The organism is Campylobacter sp. RM12654 (assembly GCF_020137585.1).
Taxonomy (GTDB): domain Bacteria; phylum Campylobacterota; class Campylobacteria; order Campylobacterales; family Campylobacteraceae; genus Campylobacter_E.
Map to the genome: position 1 here is coordinate 1 of NZ_JACGAR010000002.1, position 22364 is coordinate 22364.

Below are 22364 nucleotides of genomic sequence, written 5' to 3' on the forward strand. Positions count from 1 at the left end.
TAGTTTTAAAGATAGCTTCGGCTATCTTTAAAAACGCATTAAAGATTATTGCGTTAATGAATGGAGTTTTTAAGGTGCTTGTCGCCTTAAAAACGACTAAATTATTACAATAGTTTTAAAGATTATTTGTAATAACAAAAAAGGTGCTATCCTTAGCACCTTTTTTATAAAAATCAAATAAAATCAAAAAACTAGCATAAAAAATATTTATGATTGTTTTAAATTACTACCTTATTAAAAATATTTATCATTTTCTACTTTTTAATTTTGATTTAGATTTAAGATATTGCATAATTTTTATAGTTACTTTAATATTTCGTTTGCGGGGGATAATAACGCTTATGCTTTGCTTTTTGATATGAATAGACTTTTTGAAGATTATGTAGCTTTTATGCTTAAAAAACACAATCCAAATATAAAAATAAGTGCTCAATTATTAAAAAAACACTTAATAAAAGATGGTCAAAATGAGCGTTGTTTAATGCGACCTGATATTTTAATTGAGCTTAAAGATAAAACAATCATCGCTGATACAAAGTATAAAATCATAAATAAGTTAAGTGATATTAGCCAAGCTGATTTATATCAATTATTTGCCTATGCAATAGCTTTTAAAGTTAGTGAAGTTTGGCTTATATATCCACTTTTTGATGGTAGTTTAGGGTATAAAACACTAGAATATAACTTAGATTGCTTTAATACTAAGATAAAATTACAAATTCTTTTTGCTCCTTTAGGTTGATATTTTAGTTGCATTGTGATTTGTTATAATCTAGGTTTTATGAATTTAAAATATGATTAGATATAAATAAAAAGCTTAATTATTAAGATAATAAATTGCAAGTTTAAAGATAGCTTTTACTATCTTTAAACATAGTTTCAAATTAAATTCCTAGATTTTCTAATGTTTTTTGAGCGTTTAGGAGTTGGGTTTTTACTGCGTTTTCTGATGTCCCACCATAAGAATTTCTTAAATCAACGCAAGTTTTTAAATCAATTGCTTTATAAATATCATCTTCAATTAAATCACACTCAAGCCTTAATTCATCTAAGCTTAATTCATCTAATTTAAGTTTTTTTGAGATTGCATAGCTTACTAATTTTCCCGTAATTTCGTGAGCTTTTCTAAATGGCACACCTTTTTTAGCTAAATAATCAGCCAAATCAGTAGCATTTGAATATCCATTAGCAGCTGCTCTTAGCATATTTTCTTTAATTGGTTTCATTTTTGCAATTAGTTTTGTAATTATTATTAGACTATCTTTTATGGTATCTTGAGTATCATAAACACTTGCTTTATCTTCGCTCATATCGGTATTATAAGCTAGTGGCAAACCTTTCATAATAGTTAGCATTGAGATTAGATTGCCATAAATTCTACCTGTTTTGCCACGCATTTTTTCGCATACATCGGGATTTTTTTTCTGTGGCATTATGCTTGAACCCGTGCAAAAATCATCACTTAGCTCAATGAATTTATAATCATTTGAATTAAAAATAATTAGCTCTTCACAAAGGCGTGAAAGATGGCTAAAACAAATTGCACTAACACTACAAAACTCAAGCATATAATCTCTATTGCTAACACTATCAATACTATTTTCACTTGGCTTTGCAAAGCCAAGTTCATTTGCGCTAAAAAATCTATCTATATTAAAAGTAGTCCCTGCAAGTGCAGCCGAGCCTAACGGACATTCATTTAATGAGTTGTATAGATTTAAAAATCTATCATAATCTCTTTTAAACATCCAAAAATACGCCATTATCCAATGCGAATATAAAATCGGTTGAGCGGTTTGAAGATGGGTAAAGCCTGGCATAATTAAGTCTAAATTTATCTTAGCTTGGTTTAAAATCTCTTGCATTAATTCTTTTAAATTAGTTTTAATTCCTAATACAAATTCTTTCATTTGTAATATTCCATCTAGTGCGGTTTGGTCGTTTCTACTTCTTGCAGTGTGAAGTTTGCCAGCACTTGCACCTATTAAAATACTAAGTCTTTTTTCAATAGCCATATGAATATCTTCATCGCTTATATTAAACTCAAATTTATTTTCTATAAATTCGTTTTGAATAATTTCTAAGCCTTTTAAAATCTCTGCTAATTCTTGAGAGTTTATGATTTTTTGACGCTCAAGCATTTTTGCGTGTGCTATGCTTCCTTTTATATCTATTAAAGCAAGTCTGTTTTCAAGTGGCAAAGTCGCTGTGTAATTTTCTACTAATTTATCCGTAGCTTGGCTAAATCTACCGCCCCATAATTTTTTCATACTATTCTCCTAATAAAATTCCTTCTTTAAGCCCATAAGCTGAAATGATAAATTCAAAATCATCAAATAAAGTATCAATAAAATAAGCCCCGCAAAGCACTGCAAAATCTCTATTAACTCCTAGCATTAAATCTCTTTTTTCGGCATTATTTGTATTAATAAAATCAATTAACTTATATAATTCATCTTTATTTACAATGCTATTATGAAACTCTAAATCATCAATATCTTTATAAGCAATATTTTTTGCAATACTTTTTGCAAATATTCCCGTTTTTGATGCTAGAACAATTGGTCTTGGATAGCTTTTAAGCTCGTTTTTATAAGGGTTTAAAAGTGTATATGCGTAGTCTTTAATATCTAAGTTTTTTTCTTTTACGCTTTTATAAAAAGATAAAAGTCCTATATCAAGTAATAATTTTTTATCATTACTTGTAATTTCTGTTGAATACCCACCAACATCTACTAAAGTAAAATCACCTTGAATTGAAATTCCAACCCCTAATCTAGTAAGCCTTGCTTCTTCGTTTTGGCTTAATATTTTTAATTTAAAGCCGTATTTTTGATAAAGCATATTAGCTATTAAATCAGCATTTTTACTTTTTCTAAAAATTGCAGTAGCAACTACTTTTGCCTTGCTTAAATCATAATTTAGCTCATCAAGTGCATTGATTAAGACCTTAATTCCTTCATCATTTATACACTCGTTTTCATAAAATAGTCCTAAGTTTAAGACCTTTTCGTAGTTTTTTAAAACCTTATCAAATACAGCTATTTTAAGAGTATTTGAGCCTATATCAATTGCTAAATTCATTTAAAGTTGCCTTTATTAGCTTTAATAATTTTTCATTATCAATATCTTTTAAAACCTTTACTAGGCTTAACTTGCTTAAATCAATGCCTATATTCATATTAAGATTTTTATCATATCTTAAGCTTTTGCCCCTTGCTTCGCCACAAGTTTCTATATCTACATAATATTCATCGCTTTTACAAATGCTAGAATCTAGCAAGTATGCAATTATTAAAGCATCGTGTATCCAAGTGCCAATGCTATTTCTTGTAAGCTCTGCATAACTTATCCAAGGCTTAATACTTGTATATAAAAAATCACATAATTTATTATTAATTGCTTTTATTTCTTCTAAATCTTTATGGGTTAGGCTAGTTTGCATTGTGATATTGTAAGGTGCTAGAGTGATTTTTGCTCCACTTCTTAGCACAATCCTAGCAGCTTCTGGGTCAAAACCAAAATTAGTATCTTTAGGGTATTTACTCATATCAAATACCCCGCCCATAATTAAAATCTCTTTTACATTTTTTGCAAACTCATTATCTAAAATACAAGCTTGAGCTATGTTTGTAAGTGGTCCAATAGCACAAACAATAAGCTCATTTTTATAAACTCTTGCTAATTCGCATAATTTATAAACAGCGTTTAATTTAGCGTTTTTATAAAGTTTAATAGGTGTAAAATCTTGCCATAAGTGTTCTAATTTAAAATTATAAACACTCTCATCAAGTCTTTTTCTCCACGGCGTTTCATCTTCTAATAAAGCCTTACTTGAGCCTAAAAACACAGGAATTTTAATCCCTAATTTAGAAATTAAATTCCTTGCGACTGCATAAGCTTTGTGATTTATCACATTTCCGCTTAGAGTTGTTATTGCTTTTAAATCAATCTTTTTACTAGCAATTGCAAGTGCTAGGGCTAAGCCATCATCAGTATTAGCCCCACAAATACCATTGCCTATATCAGTGTCAATTACGATTTTCATATAGCATCTTCAATAAGATTTAAATCTCTACCCCTAGTTTCAGGAGCAAAAAATGTAGTAACAAATCCAATTCCTGCCATAAATATAAAATAAGCAGCGATTAAATACCAATTATGAGTTAGATTTATAAAATAAGTCGCTAAAAATGGTGCAGTTCCACCTGATAAAATGCCACCGATTTCTTTAGCTAGTGCCATTTTTGTATAACGATTTTTGCACCCAAACATTTCAACTCCGTAAGCTGCTTGAACTCCAAAAATCCCTAAAGATGCAAGACACATTCCTACGACAATTACACAAATTACTATTATTTCATTTTTGCTATCAAGTAACATAAATGCAGGAACTGCATAAATCATTAATAATAAGCAAAATATCCTATACATAATGCGACGACCAAATTTATCGCTTAGCCATCCAGATAATGGAATAACTAAAAATCCTAAAAATGAAGCTATTAAAACCCCTGTTGTAGCTATTTGTTTGTCTAATAATAAAATAGTATAAACATAACCTACTAAAAAGCTTTGAGCTATATAAGATGGGGCGTTTTCTCCCATTCTAAGACCTAGCATAATAAAAAATGATTTGTTTTTTTGCCAAAAAGTTTTGTTTTCGGTTTTGTGAGTTTTTAAATTTTGTTCTCGTTGTTTTTGCATTTTTTCTTTTTGTTTTGCAAATACAGGTGTTTCTCCTACAAAGCGTCTTAGATACAAGGCAAATGCAGCTATTAAAAAGCTAAATATAAATGGCAATCTCCAGCCCCATTCTAAAAAGTCTTTATCATCTAAAAATCCAAGTAAAAACCAAATTCCACTAGCAATTAAAGTCCCACTATTAGAGCCTAGTGCAATGATTGATGATACTAAACCACGATTTTTGCTAGGTGCATATTCACCCAACATAATAGCTCCACCGCTAAGTTCAGCTCCTGCTCCAAAACCTTGTAAAAATCTTAAAATTACTAATAATAAAGGTGCTAAAATGCCTATGCTATTATAAGATGGGATAAATCCTATTAAAGTAGTCGCTGCACCCATTAAAAATATAGTTATCATCATAACTTCTTTACGACCATATTTATCTCCTAATCTACCAAAAAAGAAAGCTCCAATAGGTCTAGCAATAAAGCCAACTCCATAGGTTGCAAAACTAAGCATTAGAGCGATTATGGGAGTTTGCTCTGGGTAAAAAACTTTACCAAAAACGGTTGCAGCTGCAAGGCCGTATAAAACAAAATCAGCATATTCCATAGCAGTTCCTAGCCAACAGCTAATGATTGCGTTTTTAAAGGATTTTTTGCCTTCTTTTGTCTTTAAAATATCATCTTGAATTTGATTCATTAAATCTCCTAAAATAAATAATAAAGTAAGCTTAAGAAAAATGCCGAAATTAAAGCACTAGCAGGTAAGGTTATCATCCACGCTAAGCCTATTGGCTTCATCATTTTCCAATTTGCGTTTTTGTTAAATACTCCAATTCCTAATACTGCACCTATTAGAATATGAGTTGAGCTGATTGGAATTCCTAGTTGAGTTGCTAGAAGTATTACAATAGCTGAAGCAAACTCGGCACTAAAACCTGTGGTAGGCTTGATTTTTGCTAGACTTTTGCCAACGGTTTTAATAACGCTTTTGCCTAAAAACCAAAGCCCAGCAACTAGTGAAATGCCAAATACTAACATTACAATAGTAGGCACTGCTGAAGTTGGATTTATTGTATTTGTGTGTAAAATATCTAAAATCGCAGCAAATGGTCCAACTGCGTTTGAAATATCGTTTGCTCCGTGAGAAAAGGCAAATGTGCAAGCTGTAAATATTTGAAACCATGAAAAAATACGATTTACTGCTTTTTTTGGCTCGCCTTTTTTCATAATATTAATAATTCCTACACAAATTATATAAGCACTAATACAAATTAATAAGATGATTAATCCTATACTAAAATGACTAAGTCCTGTATCAACATTATTTAAGGCTTTAAAAAATAACATAGATGAAATTACAAAAGCTATTAAAGTAGCTAAAACAGGTATGCGTTTGCTTAAAAATCCTGCTACATCAACTGCTTTTTCTTTTTTTGTAAATTCTTTTAATTTATTTGCGTATTCGCCTTTTTCGTTAAGCAAAATGCCGTAAAGCTCACTATATTGCTTAGATTTTTCGCTTTGCATAAATTCATCTATGTATTGTTTTTTATACTCTGCTTTATCTTTTTTGATTTGCTTTAAAATATTTTCTTTTTCTTTAGTAGGAACTACAATGAATTTATAAACTAATGAATAAACAAAATAACTCAAAACCCCACCTAATACAGGAGATATAAACCAACTAGCAACAATGGTTCCTATCCCACCCCAGCTAACTTGAGTAGCGTTATTTTCGGCTATGAAACCTAAAGCTAGTGCAGCACCTAAAATTCCGCCTACTATTGAATGAGTTGAACTAACTGGTAAAGATTTATAAGTAGCTATAAAAATCCAAACACTAGCAGCACACAAAGCACTCATCATAACATAAGCAAAGTGCATAGGTTCTATGTTTTCTTTAACGCTTACAATACCACTTCTAATAGTAGCAGTTACTTCAGCACCAGCAAAAAATGCTCCGCTAAATTCAAATATAGCAGCTATTATTAAAGCTTGTTTTATGCTAAGAGTTTTTGCTCCAACACTCGTTCCAAAAGCATTTGCAACATCGTTTGCACCTATATTGAATGCTAAAAATATTCCAAAAATTGCAGCAATTGTGAAGAATATATAATAATTTGTGGTGCTATAACCCCAAAACAAAAAGCCAACACAAACGATAGCAAAAAGTATCGTTATAATAATGTTTTCTCTTGCCATTACCTTTCCTTTTTAAAAAATTGGGCTAATTATAGACTAAAAAAAATTGTTAAGATTTCTACAATGTAAAATCTTTGTAAAATATGCTAAGATACGCAAAATTAAAAGGAGTGTTGATGAAAAAGTTTTTAGTATTGGCATTTTGTGTTAGTGCTTGTTTTGCTAATAATCAAGTAATTTGTAACAATGCAAATGATTGTTATAACATAGGAATTGCTAAGGCAAAAGAAATGCAAATAGCAGAATCTATTAAGTATTTAGAAAAGTCTTGTGAGCTTAATTATATGTCAGCTTGTATGGAATTAGGAACTGCTTATATTTATAGTGCTAAAAGTAAGGAAGAATTTACTAAAGGGATTAATTATTATATGTTAGCTTGTAATAATAATGAGCCTATATCGTGCCATAATATAGCGTATATGTTAGAGCAAAGCCAAAATCCTGCATTAATGAATGAAATAAAGAGTTATTATGAAAAATCTTGTAATTTAAGATATTTAAATGCTTGCACTAATTTAGGAAATATTTATTATACGAAAGAAAACAATAAAGAAAGAGCGAAAATGCTTTATGAAAAAGCTTGTAATTTAGGAGAGGCTATAGCTTGCAATAACTTAGGTAACTTTTATTATTATACCAATAAAAGCTTGGCTAAGGAATATGTAAGAAAAGCTTGTGATTTAGGCTATCAAGTAGCGTGTGAATATAAAATAGATTAAATTATAAAAAGTGCAAAATTAATTTTTCTAGCTAATTCCTTTTATTTTTGATAGTATGAAAATAAAAGGAATTTAAATTGGTAAGATTTTTTAATAAAGTTGATTTTTTTATTTTCGTATTGAGTGTAATTTTTTACGCTTATTGTATTTTTGTATTTAAGTATTTAACCACTTTTTCAGCCTTAGATATAACTGCTAATTCTATATTTATTATATTTGCAAATGCTTATTATTTTTATTTGTATTTAAAAGATGAATTGTTGCTTGATTCGTTTTTTGTATTTATTGGCTCTTCTTTTATTTTAGTAATCTTAATATATGGCTGCATTATTTTATGAAGTATTGGAGTTGGAATTTAAATTATCATATTATTTAATATTTATTATGATAATTAATTTAAATATAAGTTTGTTTTAATAATATTTATCATTCTCATAAAAAAGGATAAAAATGAATATTAAAACAACAATTTCTTTAAGTTTAGTTGCTGTTTGTGCCAATGCACTTAGTTTAGAACAATCAATAAAAAATGTAGATTTAGATGGGTTTTTAAGGTATCGCTATGATACTACTAGAGTTAAGGATATTGCTTTAACTCAACCAGCACACAAAATTAGATTAGATTATAAATTAAGCCTAAATTTAGCTGATAATTACAAGGCTAATGCGGTGTTTAGATATGATACAAAATCTTTTAGTTATTCAAATAATGCTTATATTAAAACTAATGATAATTTTCATTTAAAAGAAGCGAATTTAACTTATACTAATTTTAATACAAGCTTTAGTTTTGGTAGATTAAAAGTGCCTAGTATGTTTAATGATGGGGTTTTGGTTACTTCGTTTTTGATTGATAATCATTCTTTAGATAATACAAATATAAATGCGTATTTTGTAGATAATTTTGATTTGAGTGAAAGTAGTTTGATAAACGAAAAAGCAATAAATCAAATATCTTATAAAATACCACTGAAAGCTACAAATCTGCCAAAGAATTTAAAATCACAAATCTATAATCAAAACCTTTATGGGCTAAATATTAATTATCATAATGATTTAATAAATCTTACTTTAGGTGCTGATTATCTTAATGATTTTGCTATTTTCTATGGAGTGGATTTGAAAAGTTATTTAGGAGATAAGAAGAGTTATCATTATTCTTTTAATTCTCAACTAACTAGCACATCATTAAAGCAAAATTACAAAACTTCTCTAAATGCAAGTAATTCTATATTTTATGGCGTTGAAATTCTAGTCGGATTTAAGAATTTTGATTTTGAGTTAGGCTATATAAATTATGGTAAAAAGGATAAAGCAAGTTTTGTAACTTGGCATGATAAAGGATTGCTTTTGCATTCGGGAAAAACGATAATAGATGGATTTTATGGTGGAATAGGTAAAAGAGAATATTTGTATTCAAATATATCTTATAAATATGATAATTTTAATTTTTTATTTAGCATAATTGATGGTGGGGTAAAGCTTGATTTAGCTAAATATAAGCAAATAGAATTAATGCCAAAAATTGTTTATAAATATTCTAAGAAATTAAAATTTAGCGCATTTTATGATTATGCGATTACTAAAACCGATATGAAAAATATTAAAACTTATAAAACTAGATTAGAAGCTAAATACTCGTTTTAACTATATTAAGAATTTAATTTAGGAATTTAAAATAAATATATAGTTTTAAATTCCATTTTTCAATTAGTTTTTATCTAAATTATAATTTAAGATTTAATGTTTTCTTTGATAGCTGCTTTGATAACTTCTACAAATTCTCTACTATCTAAATAATAGTTAGGATAGGCTTTCCTTAGTGTTTTAATTTTGTCTGATGATACAAGCACTACATCAGTATTGTTTGCATTTTTTGATTTTTGTTCTAAAAAATCATAATATTCTTTAGCTTTTTCAAAATCTGATTTTTTATATCCAGTAATCCTTAAACGCTTTGTATTCATATCAAGGTCTATTACAAAATAATAATGTATCTTTTTTTGAAATTCTTCAATGTTTTTGCTAGATACTAAAAGTCCAGAAAGCATTGCTAATATGTTGTATTTTTTATCTAGTTCTAAAATCTTTTGGCATATTTCTTGTTGTGTAAATTTATTATAATTTTCGTGAATTTTTGTTTGTTCTATCATACAAAACAAAGCACTTGATAATCTAAAAAATTCTTTATATTGTTCTTCCCCTTCACCTTGCTTGATTTTTGATTTACTAGTTATTCCTAAAACCTCCACTGCTGTAGCCCAAAAATGCTGCAATTGTGTTCTAAGTTGTAATTCTAAGGCTCTTTTTGTCGTATCTTGATATTCATAAATCTGATGGATTGAGCGGTATCCATCATCTTTTGGTTTATCGATATAATCACTAGTTCGTAAAAGTTTAAATTTTTTTATACCCTTAAGATATGTTTGTTCCATAATTTGCTGAAAAGTTTTAGTATTGTCAAGATTGGTAAATACTATCCTAAGTCCTGCAATATCTTGCATTCTATCAAGCTTCATATCTGGAAATCTTTTTAACTTGTATTCAACAGAATTTAGCCTTTTTAATCTTCTTGCTACTACTATAGGGGTAATTTTATTTGTTTTTAGTTTTCTATTAATTGATGTTGCAAAGCTTGACATTATTTGAGCGTGAACACTTCTCCAAAAAGACACTATCTCATAGTCGTTTTCAGTGGCAATACCTATTCTTATATTATCTCCAGCTTTTCTTACTTGTTGTTTGGTTGCAATTATATCGTTTTCGCCCATTTTTACTCCTATTATTGTAATTTTTAATATCAAAATCAATGCTTTTTCGTAGTGTAGTATATCAAAAAGTAATTTAGTTAATATTAGAATCAAACAACATAACGAAATTTAAGACTATTTTGTGGATTTCATTATAGCTTGATTGTAAAAATTAAATAAGAATAAATAATAAATTGTAGGAATTTAAAATAAGAAATTTATTTTAAAATTCCTAATTTAAATTCTTAATACACCACATTACTTCCACCAACAGGAATGTAAATAATATCACTTTTTGAAATATCTGTAAAATTATTATTTGTTTTTGAAATTCTTCCTGTTAGAATTTGTTTTAAAGATTCTAAGCCTAATAATTTATTGCATAATTCACTTCTAGTTTTTAGTTTTTTTACCACTATAAAATAATCATCAGTAGTAACTTCTAAACAATCAGTATTTTTAATAGTAAAATACTTATCATCTTTTAGACTTTGAGAAGTCATATCCTTTAAATTACTGCTAAAATTTGTTTGGGTTGTATAATAAGAGCCTAAATCACTAATTAAAATAGCAAGGTTTTGAGATGATTTTACTATTTCAGCATCATCTCTTGTAGCATTTAGTTTAGGAATTGCAACTGCTGCTAATACACCTAATATTACAATAACAAATATAAGTTCTATCATTGTGAATGCTGTTTTCATAATGCCCTACTAAAATTACCAATTTACAGAACTAGAACCTACTTTTATATAAATACTACCACCATCAAAAGCAGTTGCTTGATTTTGTAGAGCTTTATCAGAATAAGCATCTCCATATAATCTTAATTCATTAATTTTAGATATTAATTGCTTGCATATTTCTTTAGAATCATCTTGTTTTCTAAGCAGAATATAATTAGTCTTTGTTACACCTGCTTTATTTCTTCCTTCTGCTTCTATATAAAGACAATTTTTAGCATCTTTAATACCAAAATAACCTGCTGGATATGTTTTTAAATCATTACCACTTACCGGATTTAAAGCAACATTTGTCATATTAGCAATACCACCGGTAAAATCTCCTTTAGCGGTATAGTAACTAGTCAAATCTACCACAAGAGTAGAAAAATCATTTAATGCTTTTGATAACTCAGCATCATCTCTCGTAGCATTTAGTTTAGGTATCGCGACTGCTGCTAAGATACCTAGAATAACTATTACGAAGATTAGTTCTATCATTGTAAAAGCTTTTTTCATCTTTGTCCTTTAAAATTTAAAAAAAGCTAAGCTTGGATTTTACCAAACTTAGCTTTGTAATATTCATCAAATAAAGTGAAATTAGAAAGAAATATTTCCGCCACCTAGTCTAATTTCATATGCACTTGTAAAATCTGGAACATCTGTATTTCCTGTAATTGCTTTAACACTTGAAATAGCATAAAAATTTGTACAAATAGTTTGTGCTGAATCAGTACCTTTTCCTATTTTTAGCGTGCTATCTTTTGCTTCAAATTTTATACACTTCTTATCTTTAATTTTAAGTTCACCAGTAGCTCCTGCGCCTGCTGCAGCTGCTGTAGTTCCTCCATCTAAACCTACATTTGTCATATCAGATAATTTTGTTGCAAATGAACCTTTAGCTGTATAATATGATGAAATATCACTAATAACTGTTGAGAAGTTGCTAGCTGCTTTTGCAAGTTCAGCATCATCTCTTGTAGCATTTAGTTTTGGAATTGCAACTGCTGCTAAAATTCCTAAAATTACGATTACGAAAATCAACTCAATCATTGTAAAGCCCTTTTTCATGGCTATCTCCTTAAAAAATAATTTCACTTTATTTACACAAAAGTTGATTTTCTAATTAAAATTTCATATCGAATTTAGCTAGTTAAACTAGCTAATATTTTGACAATTTTTAATATTTTGAAGATTTATAAGCTTATTTGTCTTTATAATGAGAGCCACATTGCGCGATTAGGATTTTCCCATCTGCGATTTTATATACAATCCTATTTTTTTTATCAATTCTTCTACTATAATAACCAGCTAAATCACCGCTTAATCTCTCTGGTTTTCCTATCCCTAAATAGCCGTTTCTATCAATGTCTTTTATTAATTCTATAATCCTTTTTAGCACTTGTTTATCGTTTTCTTGCCAATACAAAAAATCTTCCCAAGCATCATTAGACCAGCATTTAATCATTTAAAACATCTTTTGTAATGTATTCACCTTTTTCCAATTCAGCGATAGATTTTTTTAATCTATCAATATTTTTTTTAGAATAAAATGGATCGACTTTTAGCTCAAATGGTAAGCCATTATTAATAATTACTTGTTTGTAAAATGCAAGTGTAGCACTACTTAAAGTAAGTCCTAATTCATTAAATATATTTTCAACTGCGATTTTGTCTTCTTCACTTATTCTTATTGAAATATTTTTCATTTTCACTCCTTTTTTAAGTAATTATATGTAATAAATATTATATTATCAATACAATATAATACATATTATATAAAAAGGATAAAAAATGTTAAAATTATTAAGATTTCTATGCAAAATTGCTTTTAAGCCATTATTTAAACTATTCAAAAACCAAAAAGAATTAAGCCTAAAATATTTTTGCCTTTATTCATTTGAGTTTAAAAAATCATCTTTAAAGCCAAGCACAATTGAAAACAAAAAATATCTTCATAAAATGCTTTTTGAAATATTAAAAGATATAAAAATCAAAGAATTTACAAAATTAAAAGCTTATGAATTGATAAAAACTTTACAAGAAAAATCATTAAAATATAGCACTATAAAACAACTCATATCATACGCAAATGAAGGTATAAATTTAGCTTTAGAACTAGGAATAATCACTCAAAATCCATTAAAAAATATCAAATTCCTAAAACCTACAAAAGCCATTAAACCAAACAAAACCATCAAACAACTTCACATAAAAAAGCTATTAAATAAAGCCAAAGGAGAGCTTAAAACATTTTTATATTTTGCTTTTTACACAGGAGCAAGAGCTAGTGAAATATTAGCAATCACCAAAAAAGATATAAATTATAAGCAAAACTTAATAAGCATTACCAAAAACGCCACAAGATACGGCATAACCACTCCAAAAAATGGAAAATCAAGGATAATCCCGCTATCAAACGCACTTAAAAAAGAATTAGAAAATATTAATTTTTCTCATTTTAGTTTAGATTATTTTGCTATTTATTATCAGTTTAATAAATTAAAAAAATCTCTGAATTTAAAAATAGGTAGCCTACACTCTACAAGGCACACTTTTGCGTCAAACTGCATACATTTAAAGCTTGATTTACCAATCATCGCAAAGCATTTAGGACACAACGATATAACAATGTTAAGTAGGGTTTATTCACACGAAATTTATTCTAAAAGTGAGTATGCCAAACTTAAAAATTTGTCATATTTTAAGTAAAATTTAAGAATAATATAAATAAAATACACCAACGCTTTTGATTTACATTTGTGTAAATAAAGTGAAATTATTTTTTAAGGAGATAGCCATGAAAAAGGGCTTTACAATGATTGAGTTGATTTTCGTAATCGTAATTTTAGGAATTTTAGCAGCAGTTGCAATTCCAAAACTAAATGCTACAAGAGATGACGCTGAACAAGCAAAACTTGCTACAAATATAACTACAATTATGGGTGATTTTGCGTCTTATTATACAGCTAAAGGAAGTTTTTATACTACTGGAACAACAAAAGTTGCTATGAATGCTTTAACAAATGTTCCTTTAGATTCTAGTGGAAAACTGCAAGTAAAAACTAAAGATTGTTTAACTTTTGCGGTTGAAGATGGAACTAAGATTAAAATTACTCCTGCAGCAGTAGCTTCTATGGATCCTGTATGTAAAAAAGTTTTAGCTCAAGATGGTATAAGAGCAGCTTTAACCAATGCTAGTGGAACACAAGTGGTTACAGCAGTAGCAAGTAAAATGGCTTCTACAGTGGCTACAAGTGGTGTTTCTTTTGATTACGCTTCAAGTGGTGTATCATTCTAATAAAAATATTTAACTATAAGCCTAGTTAGTATTCATTACTAGCTAGGCTTTTTTAAATTCTAAAGGAGAAATAATGCCAGATGAAAAGAAAAGACAATTGAAAAAAGCTTGGCAAAATAATTACCCTATATATAAAACTAATAAAATAGAAGTGATTTGTTCTCCTGATTACGAGAAAAATGATGATATAGGTGTTTTTTGGAAAGACCACAAAGAAACAAAAGCATTTCCATTAACCTTTAATACAATCACCCCTATTCGTTTAAGTAAAGAATTATCTCTTGCTTTATTAGTCGGATTAAAGACATTAAAAAATGATTTAAAGATTGAAATTAGCGATGAAGAGTTAAACACCTTAATTCAAAAATATGAAGAAAAAACACAAATAAAGGTAGAAAAATGAAAAATATTAAAATCAAAACTTTAGCAAAAGCTTGGGGAGATGAGAAAAAAATATCTATCCTTTATGAAGATTGCAGAATGAGAGTAATTTGTTCTAACTATCATAGATATGGCATAGAAAATGCAATAGGAATTCATTGGAAAGAAGTAATAGATGAAAACGGAGATATGATACACAATGCTTATCCTGTTCAAGGAAGTGCTCATTGTCCTTTGCATTTAAATAATAATCTAGCTTTAATTTTGCTTGAAGGCTTAAAATCAAATACAAAAAATAAATTAAAACTTATAGAAGATTTAATAGAATTTTATAAAAACAAACAGAAAGGATAAAGATGAAAAAAGCTTTTACAATGATAGAACTAATCTTCGTAATAGTTATTCTAGGTATCTTAGCAGCAGTCGCGATACCTAAACTAAATGCTACGAGAGATGATGCTGAATTAGCTAAAGCAAATACAAATCTTACAACACTTATGAGTGATATTCACAGCTATTATACTTCTAAAGGCGATATTCCTGCTTCAGGTTTTAATTTACAAAGCTTAACTGGAGTTGAACTATGGAATAATAAAACAACGCCTGCACAGCCAATTAATGCTGCATGGTTTCCTGTTAAAGATGTAAAACTATGTTTATTTGTAGAAGTTAAGAAGAATACAAAACAAGAAAACTATATAGCTTTACATAGGGGAGCTTCTGCTGATGTAACTGGGACAATATGTGAAAAATTTTTAGACCAAGCTGAAGCTTCAGGCATTGTAGGACAAGGTTATAGCGATAGTAATTTTACAACACCAAAAAACACTTTAGATACTTCAAATACATTCCTTAGACTAGGTGGAAGTGGAGTATTATGGTAAAACAAGCCTTCACTATGATAGAGCTTATATTTGTTATTGTAATATTAGGAGCTTTAGCAGCAGTTGCAATTCCTAAACTAAATGCTACAAGAGATGATGCTGAAATAGTTAAAGCTAATCAAAATATTACATTATTAATAGGAGATTTAGCTAGTTATTACACAGCTCATAATGAGTTTGCTAAAGATATTAAAACAATGACAAATGTTGCTTTAGATAGTGGAGTTTATAAAGTTAAAAATAAGCCTTGTTTAGAAATAAGCCTTGATGATTATTATGTAGTAATAAAAAAATCAAAAGGTCAAGATAAGGTATGCGATATAGTATTAAATGACCCTAAAATAATATCAAACCTAACAGGAAGAATTTCAAAAACAAATAATAATTTTACAGATATTTCAAAAAGTGATGTTATTTACATTCCTGTTGGTGGAAGTAATGTGGTATATTAAGAATTTAAAGTGATTTAAATTCTTGGCTTTAATACAAGATAGTTTAAGGATAAATATGTTTTATAAAACTACTTGCGTTTATTTTGTATTTTTAAGTCTTTGCCTTGCTTTTAGGCTTATATTTTTAGCTATTTATAATGAATTTTCTCTAAGTGTATTTTATATAGGACTACGCTTTGATATGGCTTGGTGCAGTGTATTAGCTACTTTATATCTAATAGCTAGTTTTAGTAAAAACTTTTTAATTAGAATTTATTATGATATAGCTTGTTTTTTATTGCTTGTTAGTGAATTAGTATTTATGATATTTTTTAAGATTTATCGTAAAAATATAGATGATGTAATATTGCTTTTATTTGTTGAAGAGCCACTTAAATTGTTTAAAACTGCAATTAAATCAAGTTATGGTATAGTGCCCGCATTTATAATTTTTATAATACTTTTTATTATTCTTATAAAAATCCATGAAAAAATATTAAAGAATAATAAAAAATATTTCGCTATCCCTTTGGGAATAATTTTAATTTTTAGTTTAAATTATCAGCAATTTTATTCTCCAATAGAGCAAGTAAAATTTAAAAACAATATCTTACAAACTAGTGCTTATGGACATATTCAAGGCTTAATGAATTATATAAAAATAAAAACTTATAAAAATACTTTTAAAAGTTTTAATATAGGAGAGCCACGAGACACAGCCTGTGAAGTCTTAAAAGCTTGTGATAAAGAGATTGATTTATATAAGTATTTAGAGCATACTAAAGAAGATGAATTGCAGATAAAACCTAAAAAGATTTATTATATTATTCATGAAAGTTTGTCAGATTGGGTTTTTGAAACAAGATTTGCTGAACTTTTTAGTGATTTGCATGATTTTATCAAAAAAGATAATGTAGCATATATAAAAGCTTTGCATAATGCAGAAAATACAAGAGAAAGCTTTTGGATTCAAATTCTTAACACTTATTATGATAATTATTTGGATTTTGAACCAAATATACAAAGTTATAAAATAAAAACAAATATCGTGGATAATTTTAAAGCTTTAGGGTTTCATACAAACTTTTTTAAAGGCACTGAATATAATTGGTCTGGGAGCGTTTATTTGTTTGATTTATTAGGCGCTAATACTTATGATGAAAATAATATAAAAGCTTCAAAAGATTTTCGTAATGCTTGGGGTTTTGATGATGATGTAGTATTTGATTTTTTAGATACAAAGGCTGATGAAAAATCTTTAAATATTATGATAACAGTTAGCAATCATCCACCATTTGATTTAAATTTTTTAAAACATAGCGATATAAAAATTCCATTTGATAAAATTGAAAAATTAAGCAAAAAATATAAAAGCGAATTAGCAACATTATATTGGAGCCAAAAGATAATGATTGATTGGGTTAAAAATACTGCTAAAAAAGAGCCTAATAGTCTTTTTATTATCACAGGAGATCACTATGGAAGATACAATATAGATGATAGTGATGATTTAGCTACAACTCACACTATACCTGTAATTATGTATTACCCACAAGCTAAGATTTATCCAACTTGCAAGATAACAAATCAATTAGATATTATGCCAAGTATAATAAATCTAATAGCACCTAAAGATTTTAGATACTATAGTTTTGGAAATGCTTGTTTTTCTTTGAAAAAAGAAGAAATAAAAGATGAATTAAAAATAGGTAAAGATATTGCTTATAAAAATAATTCTTTTATGGCTTTAAGTAATTTAGAAACTAAACTTAGGGCTTTATCTTGGTATTTAATCTATAATGGAAACATTATTAAGTAATGTATAAAATAAAATCAAGATTTATAGACAATAAAAGAATTTAAATAGTATTTATTTAAATTCTTTTTAATAATCTTTGGTAAAACTATGTTTTTATCAAAGATTTTATAAAATAAAAAATCTCATTTATAAGCTTTAAGGACTAATATGAAAGATTATTCGCATACTTTATTTGATGTTTTAAGCGAGAGTGATTATGCTAAAAAATTAGCTAAATTTGATGATTTTTACGATGATTTTTTAAGCAATAACCTAGCTTATAATGAATACGAGCCTTTAGTTTTAGAAGAGCCAAGTTATGCAAAAAGCCTTGAGATTATTCACCCAACAAGGATTAAAAGACCAAAAGAACTAAGTTCTGATAATGCTTTAGCAAAGACCTTACACCAAATAGCTCATATTGAATATTCAGCAATTGACCTTGCGTTAGATGCTGCTTATAGATTTTATCATACCGGTGGGCTTTTGTTTGCGAGTGATTTTTTAGAAATAGCTAAAGAAGAATGCTTACACTTTAGTCTATTAAACGACGCTTTAAATGAGCTAGGATATAAATACGGAGATTTTGGGGTGCATACTAATTTATTTGACGCTATGAGAGCTACTAATTCTAGTTTTAAGGTTAGAATGGGGGTCGTGCATAGGCATTTAGAAGCTTGTGGGCTTGATGCTAATCCTTTTGTGGTTAAAAAAATAAGCAGCACAAAACACCAAATAAAATCAAAATTATTAGAAGTTTTAAAAATCATCTTGCACGATGAAATAAGCCATGTAAATAAAGGCGATAGATGGTATAAAAACGCAGGTGGGACAAATGAGAATTTTTGTGATTTACTCTTAGAATACAAACACCTAATAAGACCTATTAAAAATATGAATGAAAACGCTAGAATTATGGCTGGATATACCCAAGATGAATTAGATGAAATAAAAAAGAATTTTAATTAATATGCTAGAGAAAATATCAAATCAAATATCAATTTTAAAAGACTTAGAACTAATTTATAATAATACTAAAATTAATTTTGCAAAAGGCTTTGAATTCGCCTTAGATTACGATGAATTATTAGCAAAATTAAATGATTATAATTTAGAAGAATTAGAGCAAATCTCAATTAATTTAGAATATTTGCAAAAAAATTATATAAATGAAATATTGTTTTTAGAAAATGCACTTAAGGATAAATAATGTTAATTTATGGATTAGATTATATAAAAAATCAATTTACAGCTTTAGAATTTGAATTAGGACTTAGTGTAAATAATGTAAGTTGTGTAAAATTTAGCGAAGAAATATTAGCAAAGCCAAATATTAAAAGAGCTATATTTTGCGATACTTTAAGTGAAGTTTTGCAATCAAATGCAGCACTTTGTGAATACATTATCCCAAATGCTAAAATCTTAAAAGACAGCGTATTTTTAGCAGAAAAATATTTATTTGATAGTAAGATTTTATCTTTTATAAAAGATACTAGCGATATTGAAAAAGCCGCTTTAATAGGCGTTGATGCGGTGCTTTTTTGCGATTTTAAAGACTGCAAGGATTATTATATTTAATCTAGGAATTTCCTAGATTAATTAGCAAAAATTCTAATCCCGACATCAATTACTACAAGTATTATCAATATACTTAATAAAGTAATTAATGCTGCGTTAGACTTGGGTTTTATCTCGCTTTTGGCTTTTTCAATTTTCTTTAATTTATCATTTAATTGATATTCAAATTTATTTTGCTCTTCGCTTAATTTTTTAATTTGTTCTTTTAACTCTTGATTTCTAGTTTTAAGCAAACTTGAAAGCTCGTTTTCTAATTCGTTGATAGTATTTGCATCAACTTTTATTAATTCTTTACTTGTTTTATCCATTTTAATCTCCTTTAATGTTTTTATTAAATTCTAAACAATGAAAATTATCGCTAAAGCCAAAAAATAGATATTTAATGGCATTTGCGTATTTAATATCGCTAAATTCATCTACTCCAAATTCCATCAAAGCTCTTGATTGTTTTTTAAAGCTATGTTTTAGATTAAGTTTATCAAAATAAAAGCACAATTCATCATAATTTACATTCCAAGTAATATCACAATTTGCAAATAATTCTTCTAAATTAGCGTTAAATGGGTCAATTAATTGATGATTTTTAAATATTCTTAAACTAAACTCATCATTTAAATATGTAGAAAAATAATCAAATGTTAAAAAATAAAATTCCTTACACTTCTTATCTAAAGCACTTAAAAAATCATATATCATAGGAGAAAATTCCAAGCGTTTTTCAAGTTTATCTTGTAAATATTCATAACTATTTTTATGCTCTTTAAAGATTATTTTGCCATTTTCAACGAAGCCAAATTTATGATTATCATAAAGCTCACAAGCAAAAGCGTCAAATAATTCATTTGCGATAAAAAAGGCATTATCACTACTAAAATCATCAAAATAATAATGTTTAAATTCCACATTCAAATTCTTTTTTTGTAAAGCCCTTAGATTGTCGTGTGGCTCTATGATTTTCACATTAATTTGCTTATAAATTTCAGGGCGTTTATCTTTTAAATATGTTAAAAAATCTTTTAATAAATACCCTTCATTTGCACCGATTTCTACTATATCAATAGGTAGTTTTAAAATCTTTTCATCAACTAAAAAAATAAATCTTTTAGCACACAAAAAGCCAAAAAGCTCTCCAACACTAACAGCTGTATAAAAATCCCCATCTTTACCAACTTTTACACCTTTTTTATAATACTCTTTACTCCAAGTATCAAAATATTTGCTAAAAATCAATTAAAAGCCTTTGCGTTGAATTTATTTACAAAATCAAGTGGGTCAACACTAACGCCTTTTATAGCAATTCCAAAATGAAGATGAGGTCCACTAACCCTGCCCGTATCTCCACTAAGTCCTATAATATCTGATTGTTTTACAAAATCACCCACTTTTACATTAATCTTGCTTAAATGATAATATTGCGAATAAACGCCGTATCCATGATCAATCACAACGCTACCACCTGAATAGTATCTATCTTTTGCAATAACTACTACTCCATCATTACTAGCTGGAATGCTAACTCCAATTGCTGCTCTAAAATCAGTGCCTGAATGATAACTCTTAAGAGTGTTTTCAAACACCCTAGCACTTCCAAAAGGGCTTGTAATAACACTATCTAAAGGGATTATAAAAGGCTTATTAATATATACTTTTTCGGTGCTTTTTGCATAGATTTTCACTGCTTCATCGTATTCTTTAGCAATTCTTTCTTGTAGCTTTTTGTTTGGCTTAATAATTGATGGCTTTGCAAGTTTAATTTGCTCTTTTTTATATTCTCCTTCAAGCACTTTAAGGCTATATTCTTGATTGTCTAAAGTAATATTTAAAGTTTTACCACTTGAGCGATAATTTGGGGCTAAAATTAATAAGGTTTTATTATTTATCGGATATTTTGTGTAAGTGATTTCACTTTTACTAATTATTGGATTTTGAATGCTAATATCAACTTTACCATTTATTAGATTATTTGATAGCAAAAATGTTGTAAAAAATGAGATAAAAAATAATTTTTTCATAAAATTCCTTAGTAATTTAATATAGAAAAGATTAGCAAAATAGCATAAATATTGAGTTTTTGCCACTTTTTGATTATCATTATCTTATATATTTTATTTTATTTTAAGTTTTAGGGACTACAATCATTTTTGAAAACGAAAGGATTTTTAATGGATAAAGCTAAGGTTTTAAGTGAAGTTTTAGAATACATTACAATCACTCATCACACAAGTGGTAGATTAAGACTTGATATATCTAGCAAGATAAGAGAATTAAAAGACTTAGAAAGCTACGACATTGATGAAGTTTTTAATCTAAAAGGGATTAATGAAGTTAAAGTTAATAAAATCTTAGGCAAGGTTACTATTTTATATGATGATAAAATCATATCAAAACAAAGCCTTGATAATTTAATCAATGCAAAAAACATTGATGAGATTAACCTAGCTTTAAAGGAGCTTAACATTGCTTGAGCTAAGATTTGAAAACCAAGAGTTTTTGCAAGAACTAGAAAACAGCGATATAAGAAGAGCTTTTGAGCTAGATTTAACTAGCATAAAATTATATGAGTATTATGCTAATTGCTTTAATGATGGTATTTTAAAAGATATTTTAAATGCAAAAAAGCAATTAAATCAATTATTAATTAGCGATAATAATGCTTTATTGGTTGAGTGTAGTTTAAATGATGCTTATTTGCTACTTTTAGCAAAAGAATTTGAAATCGTTCAAGCTTATAAAATAGCGGCTAATGTTTGCAAAGATGAAAAGCTAAAAGACCTTATTTTTAGACTTTGGGCTAGTTCGGTTAATGAGTATCAGGTGGCTTTAAGAAAAAGCCTTGCGACTAATGAATTTAATGTAGATTCTTTAGTTAGTAATTTTTTAAAAGATATTTTAAAATAAAGGAAG

General features: G+C 27.8%; 30 protein-coding genes. 16 read left to right on the forward strand and 14 right to left on the reverse strand.

What is annotated here, in order from left to right:
* Positions 1-286: 286 nt before the first annotated feature.
* Entirely contained in the window at positions 287-742 is a 456-nt protein-coding gene (locus AVBRAN12654_RS00670) for a 5-methylcytosine restriction system specificity protein McrC (RefSeq protein ID WP_336613748.1), read from the forward strand.
* Between the two features lie 142 nt (positions 743-884).
* On the opposite strand, the gene argH is transcribed toward AVBRAN12654_RS00670, so the two are convergent.
* From argH to AVBRAN12654_RS00695, 5 genes are read right to left on the reverse strand one after another with little or no spacing between them, the layout of a single operon-like run.
* Entirely contained in the window at positions 885-2270 is a 1386-nt protein-coding gene (gene argH / locus AVBRAN12654_RS00675; RefSeq protein WP_336613749.1) for an argininosuccinate lyase, read from the reverse strand.
* Position 2271: 1 nt separating this feature from the next.
* On the reverse strand, positions 2272-3084 hold the full coding sequence (locus AVBRAN12654_RS00680; RefSeq protein WP_336606769.1) for a Ppx/GppA phosphatase family protein: 813 nt from the start codon (positions 3082-3084) through the stop codon (positions 2272-2274).
* Positions 3068-4048 carry a nucleoside hydrolase gene (locus tag AVBRAN12654_RS00685; RefSeq protein WP_336613750.1) on the reverse strand — a complete coding sequence of 327 codons (981 nt, stop codon included), beginning with the start codon at positions 4046-4048 and terminating at the stop codon, positions 3068-3070. Before AVBRAN12654_RS00685 ends, AVBRAN12654_RS00680 begins: the two co-directional genes overlap by 17 nt.
* Positions 4045-5406: an MFS transporter gene (locus AVBRAN12654_RS00690; protein ID WP_442862310.1), complete on the reverse strand. Its 1362-nt coding sequence runs from the start codon at positions 5404-5406 to the stop codon at positions 4045-4047. The genes AVBRAN12654_RS00685 and AVBRAN12654_RS00690 overlap by 4 nt, the downstream gene beginning before the upstream one ends.
* The gene (locus AVBRAN12654_RS00695; protein ID WP_336609560.1) at positions 5400-6896 is read right to left on the reverse strand and encodes an inorganic phosphate transporter; all 1497 of its coding nucleotides are present in this window, start codon (positions 6894-6896) and stop codon (positions 5400-5402) included. Before AVBRAN12654_RS00695 ends, AVBRAN12654_RS00690 begins: the two co-directional genes overlap by 7 nt.
* A 116-nt stretch (positions 6897-7012) precedes the next feature.
* On the opposite strand from AVBRAN12654_RS00695, the gene AVBRAN12654_RS00700 reads away from it, so the two are divergent.
* From AVBRAN12654_RS00700 to AVBRAN12654_RS00710, 3 genes are all read left to right on the forward strand, one after another.
* The gene (locus tag AVBRAN12654_RS00700) at positions 7013-7615 is read left to right on the forward strand and encodes a tetratricopeptide repeat protein (RefSeq protein ID WP_214150015.1); all 603 of its coding nucleotides are present in this window, start codon (positions 7013-7015) and stop codon (positions 7613-7615) included.
* A 77-nt stretch (positions 7616-7692) separates the two neighbouring features.
* The gene (locus AVBRAN12654_RS00705) at positions 7693-7953 is read left to right on the forward strand and encodes a hypothetical protein (RefSeq protein ID WP_336608257.1); all 261 of its coding nucleotides are present in this window, start codon (positions 7693-7695) and stop codon (positions 7951-7953) included.
* A gap of 112 nt (positions 7954-8065) precedes the next feature.
* Positions 8066-9262 (forward strand): major outer membrane protein, encoded by a 1197-nt coding sequence (locus tag AVBRAN12654_RS00710; protein ID WP_336613752.1) that lies wholly within the window; start codon positions 8066-8068, stop codon positions 9260-9262.
* Positions 9263-9348: 86 nt separating this feature from the next.
* On the opposite strand, the gene AVBRAN12654_RS00715 is transcribed toward AVBRAN12654_RS00710, so the two are convergent.
* The 6 genes from AVBRAN12654_RS00715 to AVBRAN12654_RS00740 all read right to left on the reverse strand — a co-directional run bounded on the left by AVBRAN12654_RS00715 (position 9349) and on the right by AVBRAN12654_RS00740 (position 12796).
* A complete protein-coding gene (locus tag AVBRAN12654_RS00715; protein WP_336613753.1) occupies positions 9349-10386 on the reverse strand; it encodes a hypothetical protein in 1038 nt (345 codons plus the stop codon).
* Between the two features lie 224 nt (positions 10387-10610).
* The gene (locus AVBRAN12654_RS00720) at positions 10611-11069 is read right to left on the reverse strand and encodes a type II secretion system protein (protein WP_214119487.1); all 459 of its coding nucleotides are present in this window, start codon (positions 11067-11069) and stop codon (positions 10611-10613) included.
* 15 nt (positions 11070-11084) lie between these two features.
* Positions 11085-11606 (reverse strand): type II secretion system protein, encoded by a 522-nt coding sequence (locus AVBRAN12654_RS00725; protein ID WP_336613754.1) that lies wholly within the window; start codon positions 11604-11606, stop codon positions 11085-11087.
* A gap of 81 nt (positions 11607-11687) precedes the next feature.
* Positions 11688-12158 carry a type II secretion system protein gene (locus AVBRAN12654_RS00730; RefSeq protein ID WP_336613755.1) on the reverse strand — a complete coding sequence of 157 codons (471 nt, stop codon included), beginning with the start codon at positions 12156-12158 and terminating at the stop codon, positions 11688-11690.
* Positions 12159-12291: 133 nt separating this feature from the next.
* Positions 12292-12555: a Txe/YoeB family addiction module toxin gene (locus AVBRAN12654_RS00735; protein WP_214119495.1), complete on the reverse strand. Its 264-nt coding sequence runs from the start codon at positions 12553-12555 to the stop codon at positions 12292-12294.
* Positions 12548-12796 carry a type II toxin-antitoxin system RelB/DinJ family antitoxin gene (locus AVBRAN12654_RS00740; protein WP_214119493.1) on the reverse strand — a complete coding sequence of 83 codons (249 nt, stop codon included), beginning with the start codon at positions 12794-12796 and terminating at the stop codon, positions 12548-12550. Before AVBRAN12654_RS00740 ends, AVBRAN12654_RS00735 begins: the two co-directional genes overlap by 8 nt.
* Before the next feature lie 85 nt (positions 12797-12881).
* Here AVBRAN12654_RS00740 and AVBRAN12654_RS00745 point away from each other — a divergent pair, with 85 nt between their 5' ends.
* From AVBRAN12654_RS00745 to AVBRAN12654_RS00790, 10 genes are all read left to right on the forward strand, one after another.
* A complete protein-coding gene (locus AVBRAN12654_RS00745) occupies positions 12882-13799 on the forward strand; it encodes a tyrosine-type recombinase/integrase (RefSeq protein WP_214119491.1) in 918 nt (305 codons plus the stop codon).
* A gap of 88 nt (positions 13800-13887) precedes the next feature.
* Positions 13888-14388, forward strand: a complete 501-nt coding sequence (locus AVBRAN12654_RS00750) for a type II secretion system protein (RefSeq protein ID WP_336613756.1) — start codon at positions 13888-13890, stop codon at positions 14386-14388.
* Between the two features lie 73 nt (positions 14389-14461).
* Positions 14462-14791, forward strand: a complete 330-nt coding sequence (locus AVBRAN12654_RS00755; RefSeq protein WP_214119499.1) for a hypothetical protein — start codon at positions 14462-14464, stop codon at positions 14789-14791.
* On the forward strand, positions 14788-15123 hold the full coding sequence (locus AVBRAN12654_RS00760) for a hypothetical protein (protein ID WP_214119501.1): 336 nt from the start codon (positions 14788-14790) through the stop codon (positions 15121-15123). Before AVBRAN12654_RS00755 ends, AVBRAN12654_RS00760 begins: the two co-directional genes overlap by 4 nt.
* Before the next feature lie 2 nt (positions 15124-15125).
* The gene (locus AVBRAN12654_RS00765) at positions 15126-15653 is read left to right on the forward strand and encodes a type II secretion system protein (protein ID WP_336613757.1); all 528 of its coding nucleotides are present in this window, start codon (positions 15126-15128) and stop codon (positions 15651-15653) included.
* Complete coding sequence (locus tag AVBRAN12654_RS00770) at positions 15647-16105, forward strand: type II secretion system protein (protein WP_214119502.1); 459 nt, start codon at positions 15647-15649, stop codon at positions 16103-16105. The genes AVBRAN12654_RS00765 and AVBRAN12654_RS00770 overlap by 7 nt, the downstream gene beginning before the upstream one ends.
* Before the next feature lie 55 nt (positions 16106-16160).
* On the forward strand, positions 16161-17903 hold the full coding sequence (locus tag AVBRAN12654_RS00775; RefSeq protein ID WP_336613758.1) for a sulfatase-like hydrolase/transferase: 1743 nt from the start codon (positions 16161-16163) through the stop codon (positions 17901-17903).
* Positions 17904-18050: 147 nt separating this feature from the next.
* Positions 18051-18851: a ferritin-like domain-containing protein gene (locus AVBRAN12654_RS00780; RefSeq protein ID WP_214117820.1), complete on the forward strand. Its 801-nt coding sequence runs from the start codon at positions 18051-18053 to the stop codon at positions 18849-18851.
* Position 18852: 1 nt separating this feature from the next.
* A complete protein-coding gene (locus AVBRAN12654_RS00785; protein ID WP_214117819.1) occupies positions 18853-19092 on the forward strand; it encodes a hypothetical protein in 240 nt (79 codons plus the stop codon).
* Entirely contained in the window at positions 19092-19460 is a 369-nt protein-coding gene (locus AVBRAN12654_RS00790) for a hypothetical protein (protein ID WP_214142722.1), read from the forward strand. Before AVBRAN12654_RS00785 ends, AVBRAN12654_RS00790 begins: the two co-directional genes overlap by 1 nt.
* 17 nt (positions 19461-19477) lie before the next feature.
* Here AVBRAN12654_RS00790 and AVBRAN12654_RS00795 read toward each other — a convergent pair whose 3' ends face one another.
* From AVBRAN12654_RS00795 to AVBRAN12654_RS00805, 3 genes are read right to left on the reverse strand one after another with little or no spacing between them, the layout of a single operon-like run.
* Positions 19478-19768, reverse strand: a complete 291-nt coding sequence (locus AVBRAN12654_RS00795) for a hypothetical protein (protein WP_214117817.1) — start codon at positions 19766-19768, stop codon at positions 19478-19480.
* A 1-nt stretch (position 19769) separates the two neighbouring features.
* Positions 19770-20690 (reverse strand): SAM-dependent methyltransferase, encoded by a 921-nt coding sequence (locus tag AVBRAN12654_RS00800; protein ID WP_214117816.1) that lies wholly within the window; start codon positions 20688-20690, stop codon positions 19770-19772.
* Positions 20687-21472 carry a M23 family metallopeptidase gene (locus AVBRAN12654_RS00805; protein ID WP_214119508.1) on the reverse strand — a complete coding sequence of 262 codons (786 nt, stop codon included), beginning with the start codon at positions 21470-21472 and terminating at the stop codon, positions 20687-20689. Before AVBRAN12654_RS00805 ends, AVBRAN12654_RS00800 begins: the two co-directional genes overlap by 4 nt.
* Before the next feature lie 150 nt (positions 21473-21622).
* Here AVBRAN12654_RS00805 and AVBRAN12654_RS00810 point away from each other — a divergent pair, with 150 nt between their 5' ends.
* Entirely contained in the window at positions 21623-21925 is a 303-nt protein-coding gene (locus AVBRAN12654_RS00810; RefSeq protein WP_336613759.1) for an HMA2 domain-containing protein, read from the forward strand.
* Complete coding sequence (locus AVBRAN12654_RS00815; protein WP_214117813.1) at positions 21918-22358, forward strand: hypothetical protein; 441 nt, start codon at positions 21918-21920, stop codon at positions 22356-22358. Before AVBRAN12654_RS00810 ends, AVBRAN12654_RS00815 begins: the two co-directional genes overlap by 8 nt.
* Positions 22359-22364: the final 6 nt, after the last annotated feature.

Bases quoted from the DNA above. Each gene is read 5' to 3' on its own strand.
- argH (WP_336613749.1), bottom strand. From the start codon at position 2,270: ATGAAAAAATTATGGGGCGGTAGATTTAGCCAAGCTACGGATAAATTA.
- AVBRAN12654_RS00680 (WP_336606769.1), bottom strand. From the start codon at position 3,084: ATGAATTTAGCAATTGATATAGGCTCAAATACTCTTAAAATAGCTGTA.
- AVBRAN12654_RS00685 (WP_336613750.1), bottom strand. From the start codon at position 4,048: ATGAAAATCGTAATTGACACTGATATAGGCAATGGTATTTGTGGGGCT.
- AVBRAN12654_RS00695 (WP_336609560.1), bottom strand. From the start codon at position 6,896: ATGGCAAGAGAAAACATTATTATAACGATACTTTTTGCTATCGTTTGT.
- AVBRAN12654_RS00700 (WP_214150015.1), top strand. From the start codon at position 7,013: ATGAAAAAGTTTTTAGTATTGGCATTTTGTGTTAGTGCTTGTTTTGCT.
- AVBRAN12654_RS00710 (WP_336613752.1), top strand. From the start codon at position 8,066: ATGAATATTAAAACAACAATTTCTTTAAGTTTAGTTGCTGTTTGTGCC.
- AVBRAN12654_RS00715 (WP_336613753.1), bottom strand. From the start codon at position 10,386: ATGGGCGAAAACGATATAATTGCAACCAAACAACAAGTAAGAAAAGCT.
- AVBRAN12654_RS00720 (WP_214119487.1), bottom strand. From the start codon at position 11,069: ATGAAAACAGCATTCACAATGATAGAACTTATATTTGTTATTGTAATA.
- AVBRAN12654_RS00725 (WP_336613754.1), bottom strand. From the start codon at position 11,606: ATGAAAAAAGCTTTTACAATGATAGAACTAATCTTCGTAATAGTTATT.
- AVBRAN12654_RS00730 (WP_336613755.1), bottom strand. From the start codon at position 12,158: ATGAAAAAGGGCTTTACAATGATTGAGTTGATTTTCGTAATCGTAATT.
- AVBRAN12654_RS00735 (WP_214119495.1), bottom strand. From the start codon at position 12,555: ATGATTAAATGCTGGTCTAATGATGCTTGGGAAGATTTTTTGTATTGG.
- AVBRAN12654_RS00740 (WP_214119493.1), bottom strand. From the start codon at position 12,796: ATGAAAAATATTTCAATAAGAATAAGTGAAGAAGACAAAATCGCAGTT.
- AVBRAN12654_RS00745 (WP_214119491.1), top strand. From the start codon at position 12,882: ATGTTAAAATTATTAAGATTTCTATGCAAAATTGCTTTTAAGCCATTA.
- AVBRAN12654_RS00750 (WP_336613756.1), top strand. From the start codon at position 13,888: ATGAAAAAGGGCTTTACAATGATTGAGTTGATTTTCGTAATCGTAATT.
- AVBRAN12654_RS00755 (WP_214119499.1), top strand. From the start codon at position 14,462: ATGCCAGATGAAAAGAAAAGACAATTGAAAAAAGCTTGGCAAAATAAT.
- AVBRAN12654_RS00760 (WP_214119501.1), top strand. From the start codon at position 14,788: ATGAAAAATATTAAAATCAAAACTTTAGCAAAAGCTTGGGGAGATGAG.
- AVBRAN12654_RS00765 (WP_336613757.1), top strand. From the start codon at position 15,126: ATGAAAAAAGCTTTTACAATGATAGAACTAATCTTCGTAATAGTTATT.
- AVBRAN12654_RS00770 (WP_214119502.1), top strand. From the start codon at position 15,647: ATGGTAAAACAAGCCTTCACTATGATAGAGCTTATATTTGTTATTGTA.
- AVBRAN12654_RS00775 (WP_336613758.1), top strand. From the start codon at position 16,161: ATGTTTTATAAAACTACTTGCGTTTATTTTGTATTTTTAAGTCTTTGC.
- AVBRAN12654_RS00780 (WP_214117820.1), top strand. From the start codon at position 18,051: ATGAAAGATTATTCGCATACTTTATTTGATGTTTTAAGCGAGAGTGAT.
- AVBRAN12654_RS00785 (WP_214117819.1), top strand. From the start codon at position 18,853: ATGCTAGAGAAAATATCAAATCAAATATCAATTTTAAAAGACTTAGAA.
- AVBRAN12654_RS00790 (WP_214142722.1), top strand. From the start codon at position 19,092: ATGTTAATTTATGGATTAGATTATATAAAAAATCAATTTACAGCTTTA.
- AVBRAN12654_RS00795 (WP_214117817.1), bottom strand. From the start codon at position 19,768: ATGGATAAAACAAGTAAAGAATTAATAAAAGTTGATGCAAATACTATC.
- AVBRAN12654_RS00805 (WP_214119508.1), bottom strand. From the start codon at position 21,472: ATGAAAAAATTATTTTTTATCTCATTTTTTACAACATTTTTGCTATCA.
- AVBRAN12654_RS00810 (WP_336613759.1), top strand. From the start codon at position 21,623: ATGGATAAAGCTAAGGTTTTAAGTGAAGTTTTAGAATACATTACAATC.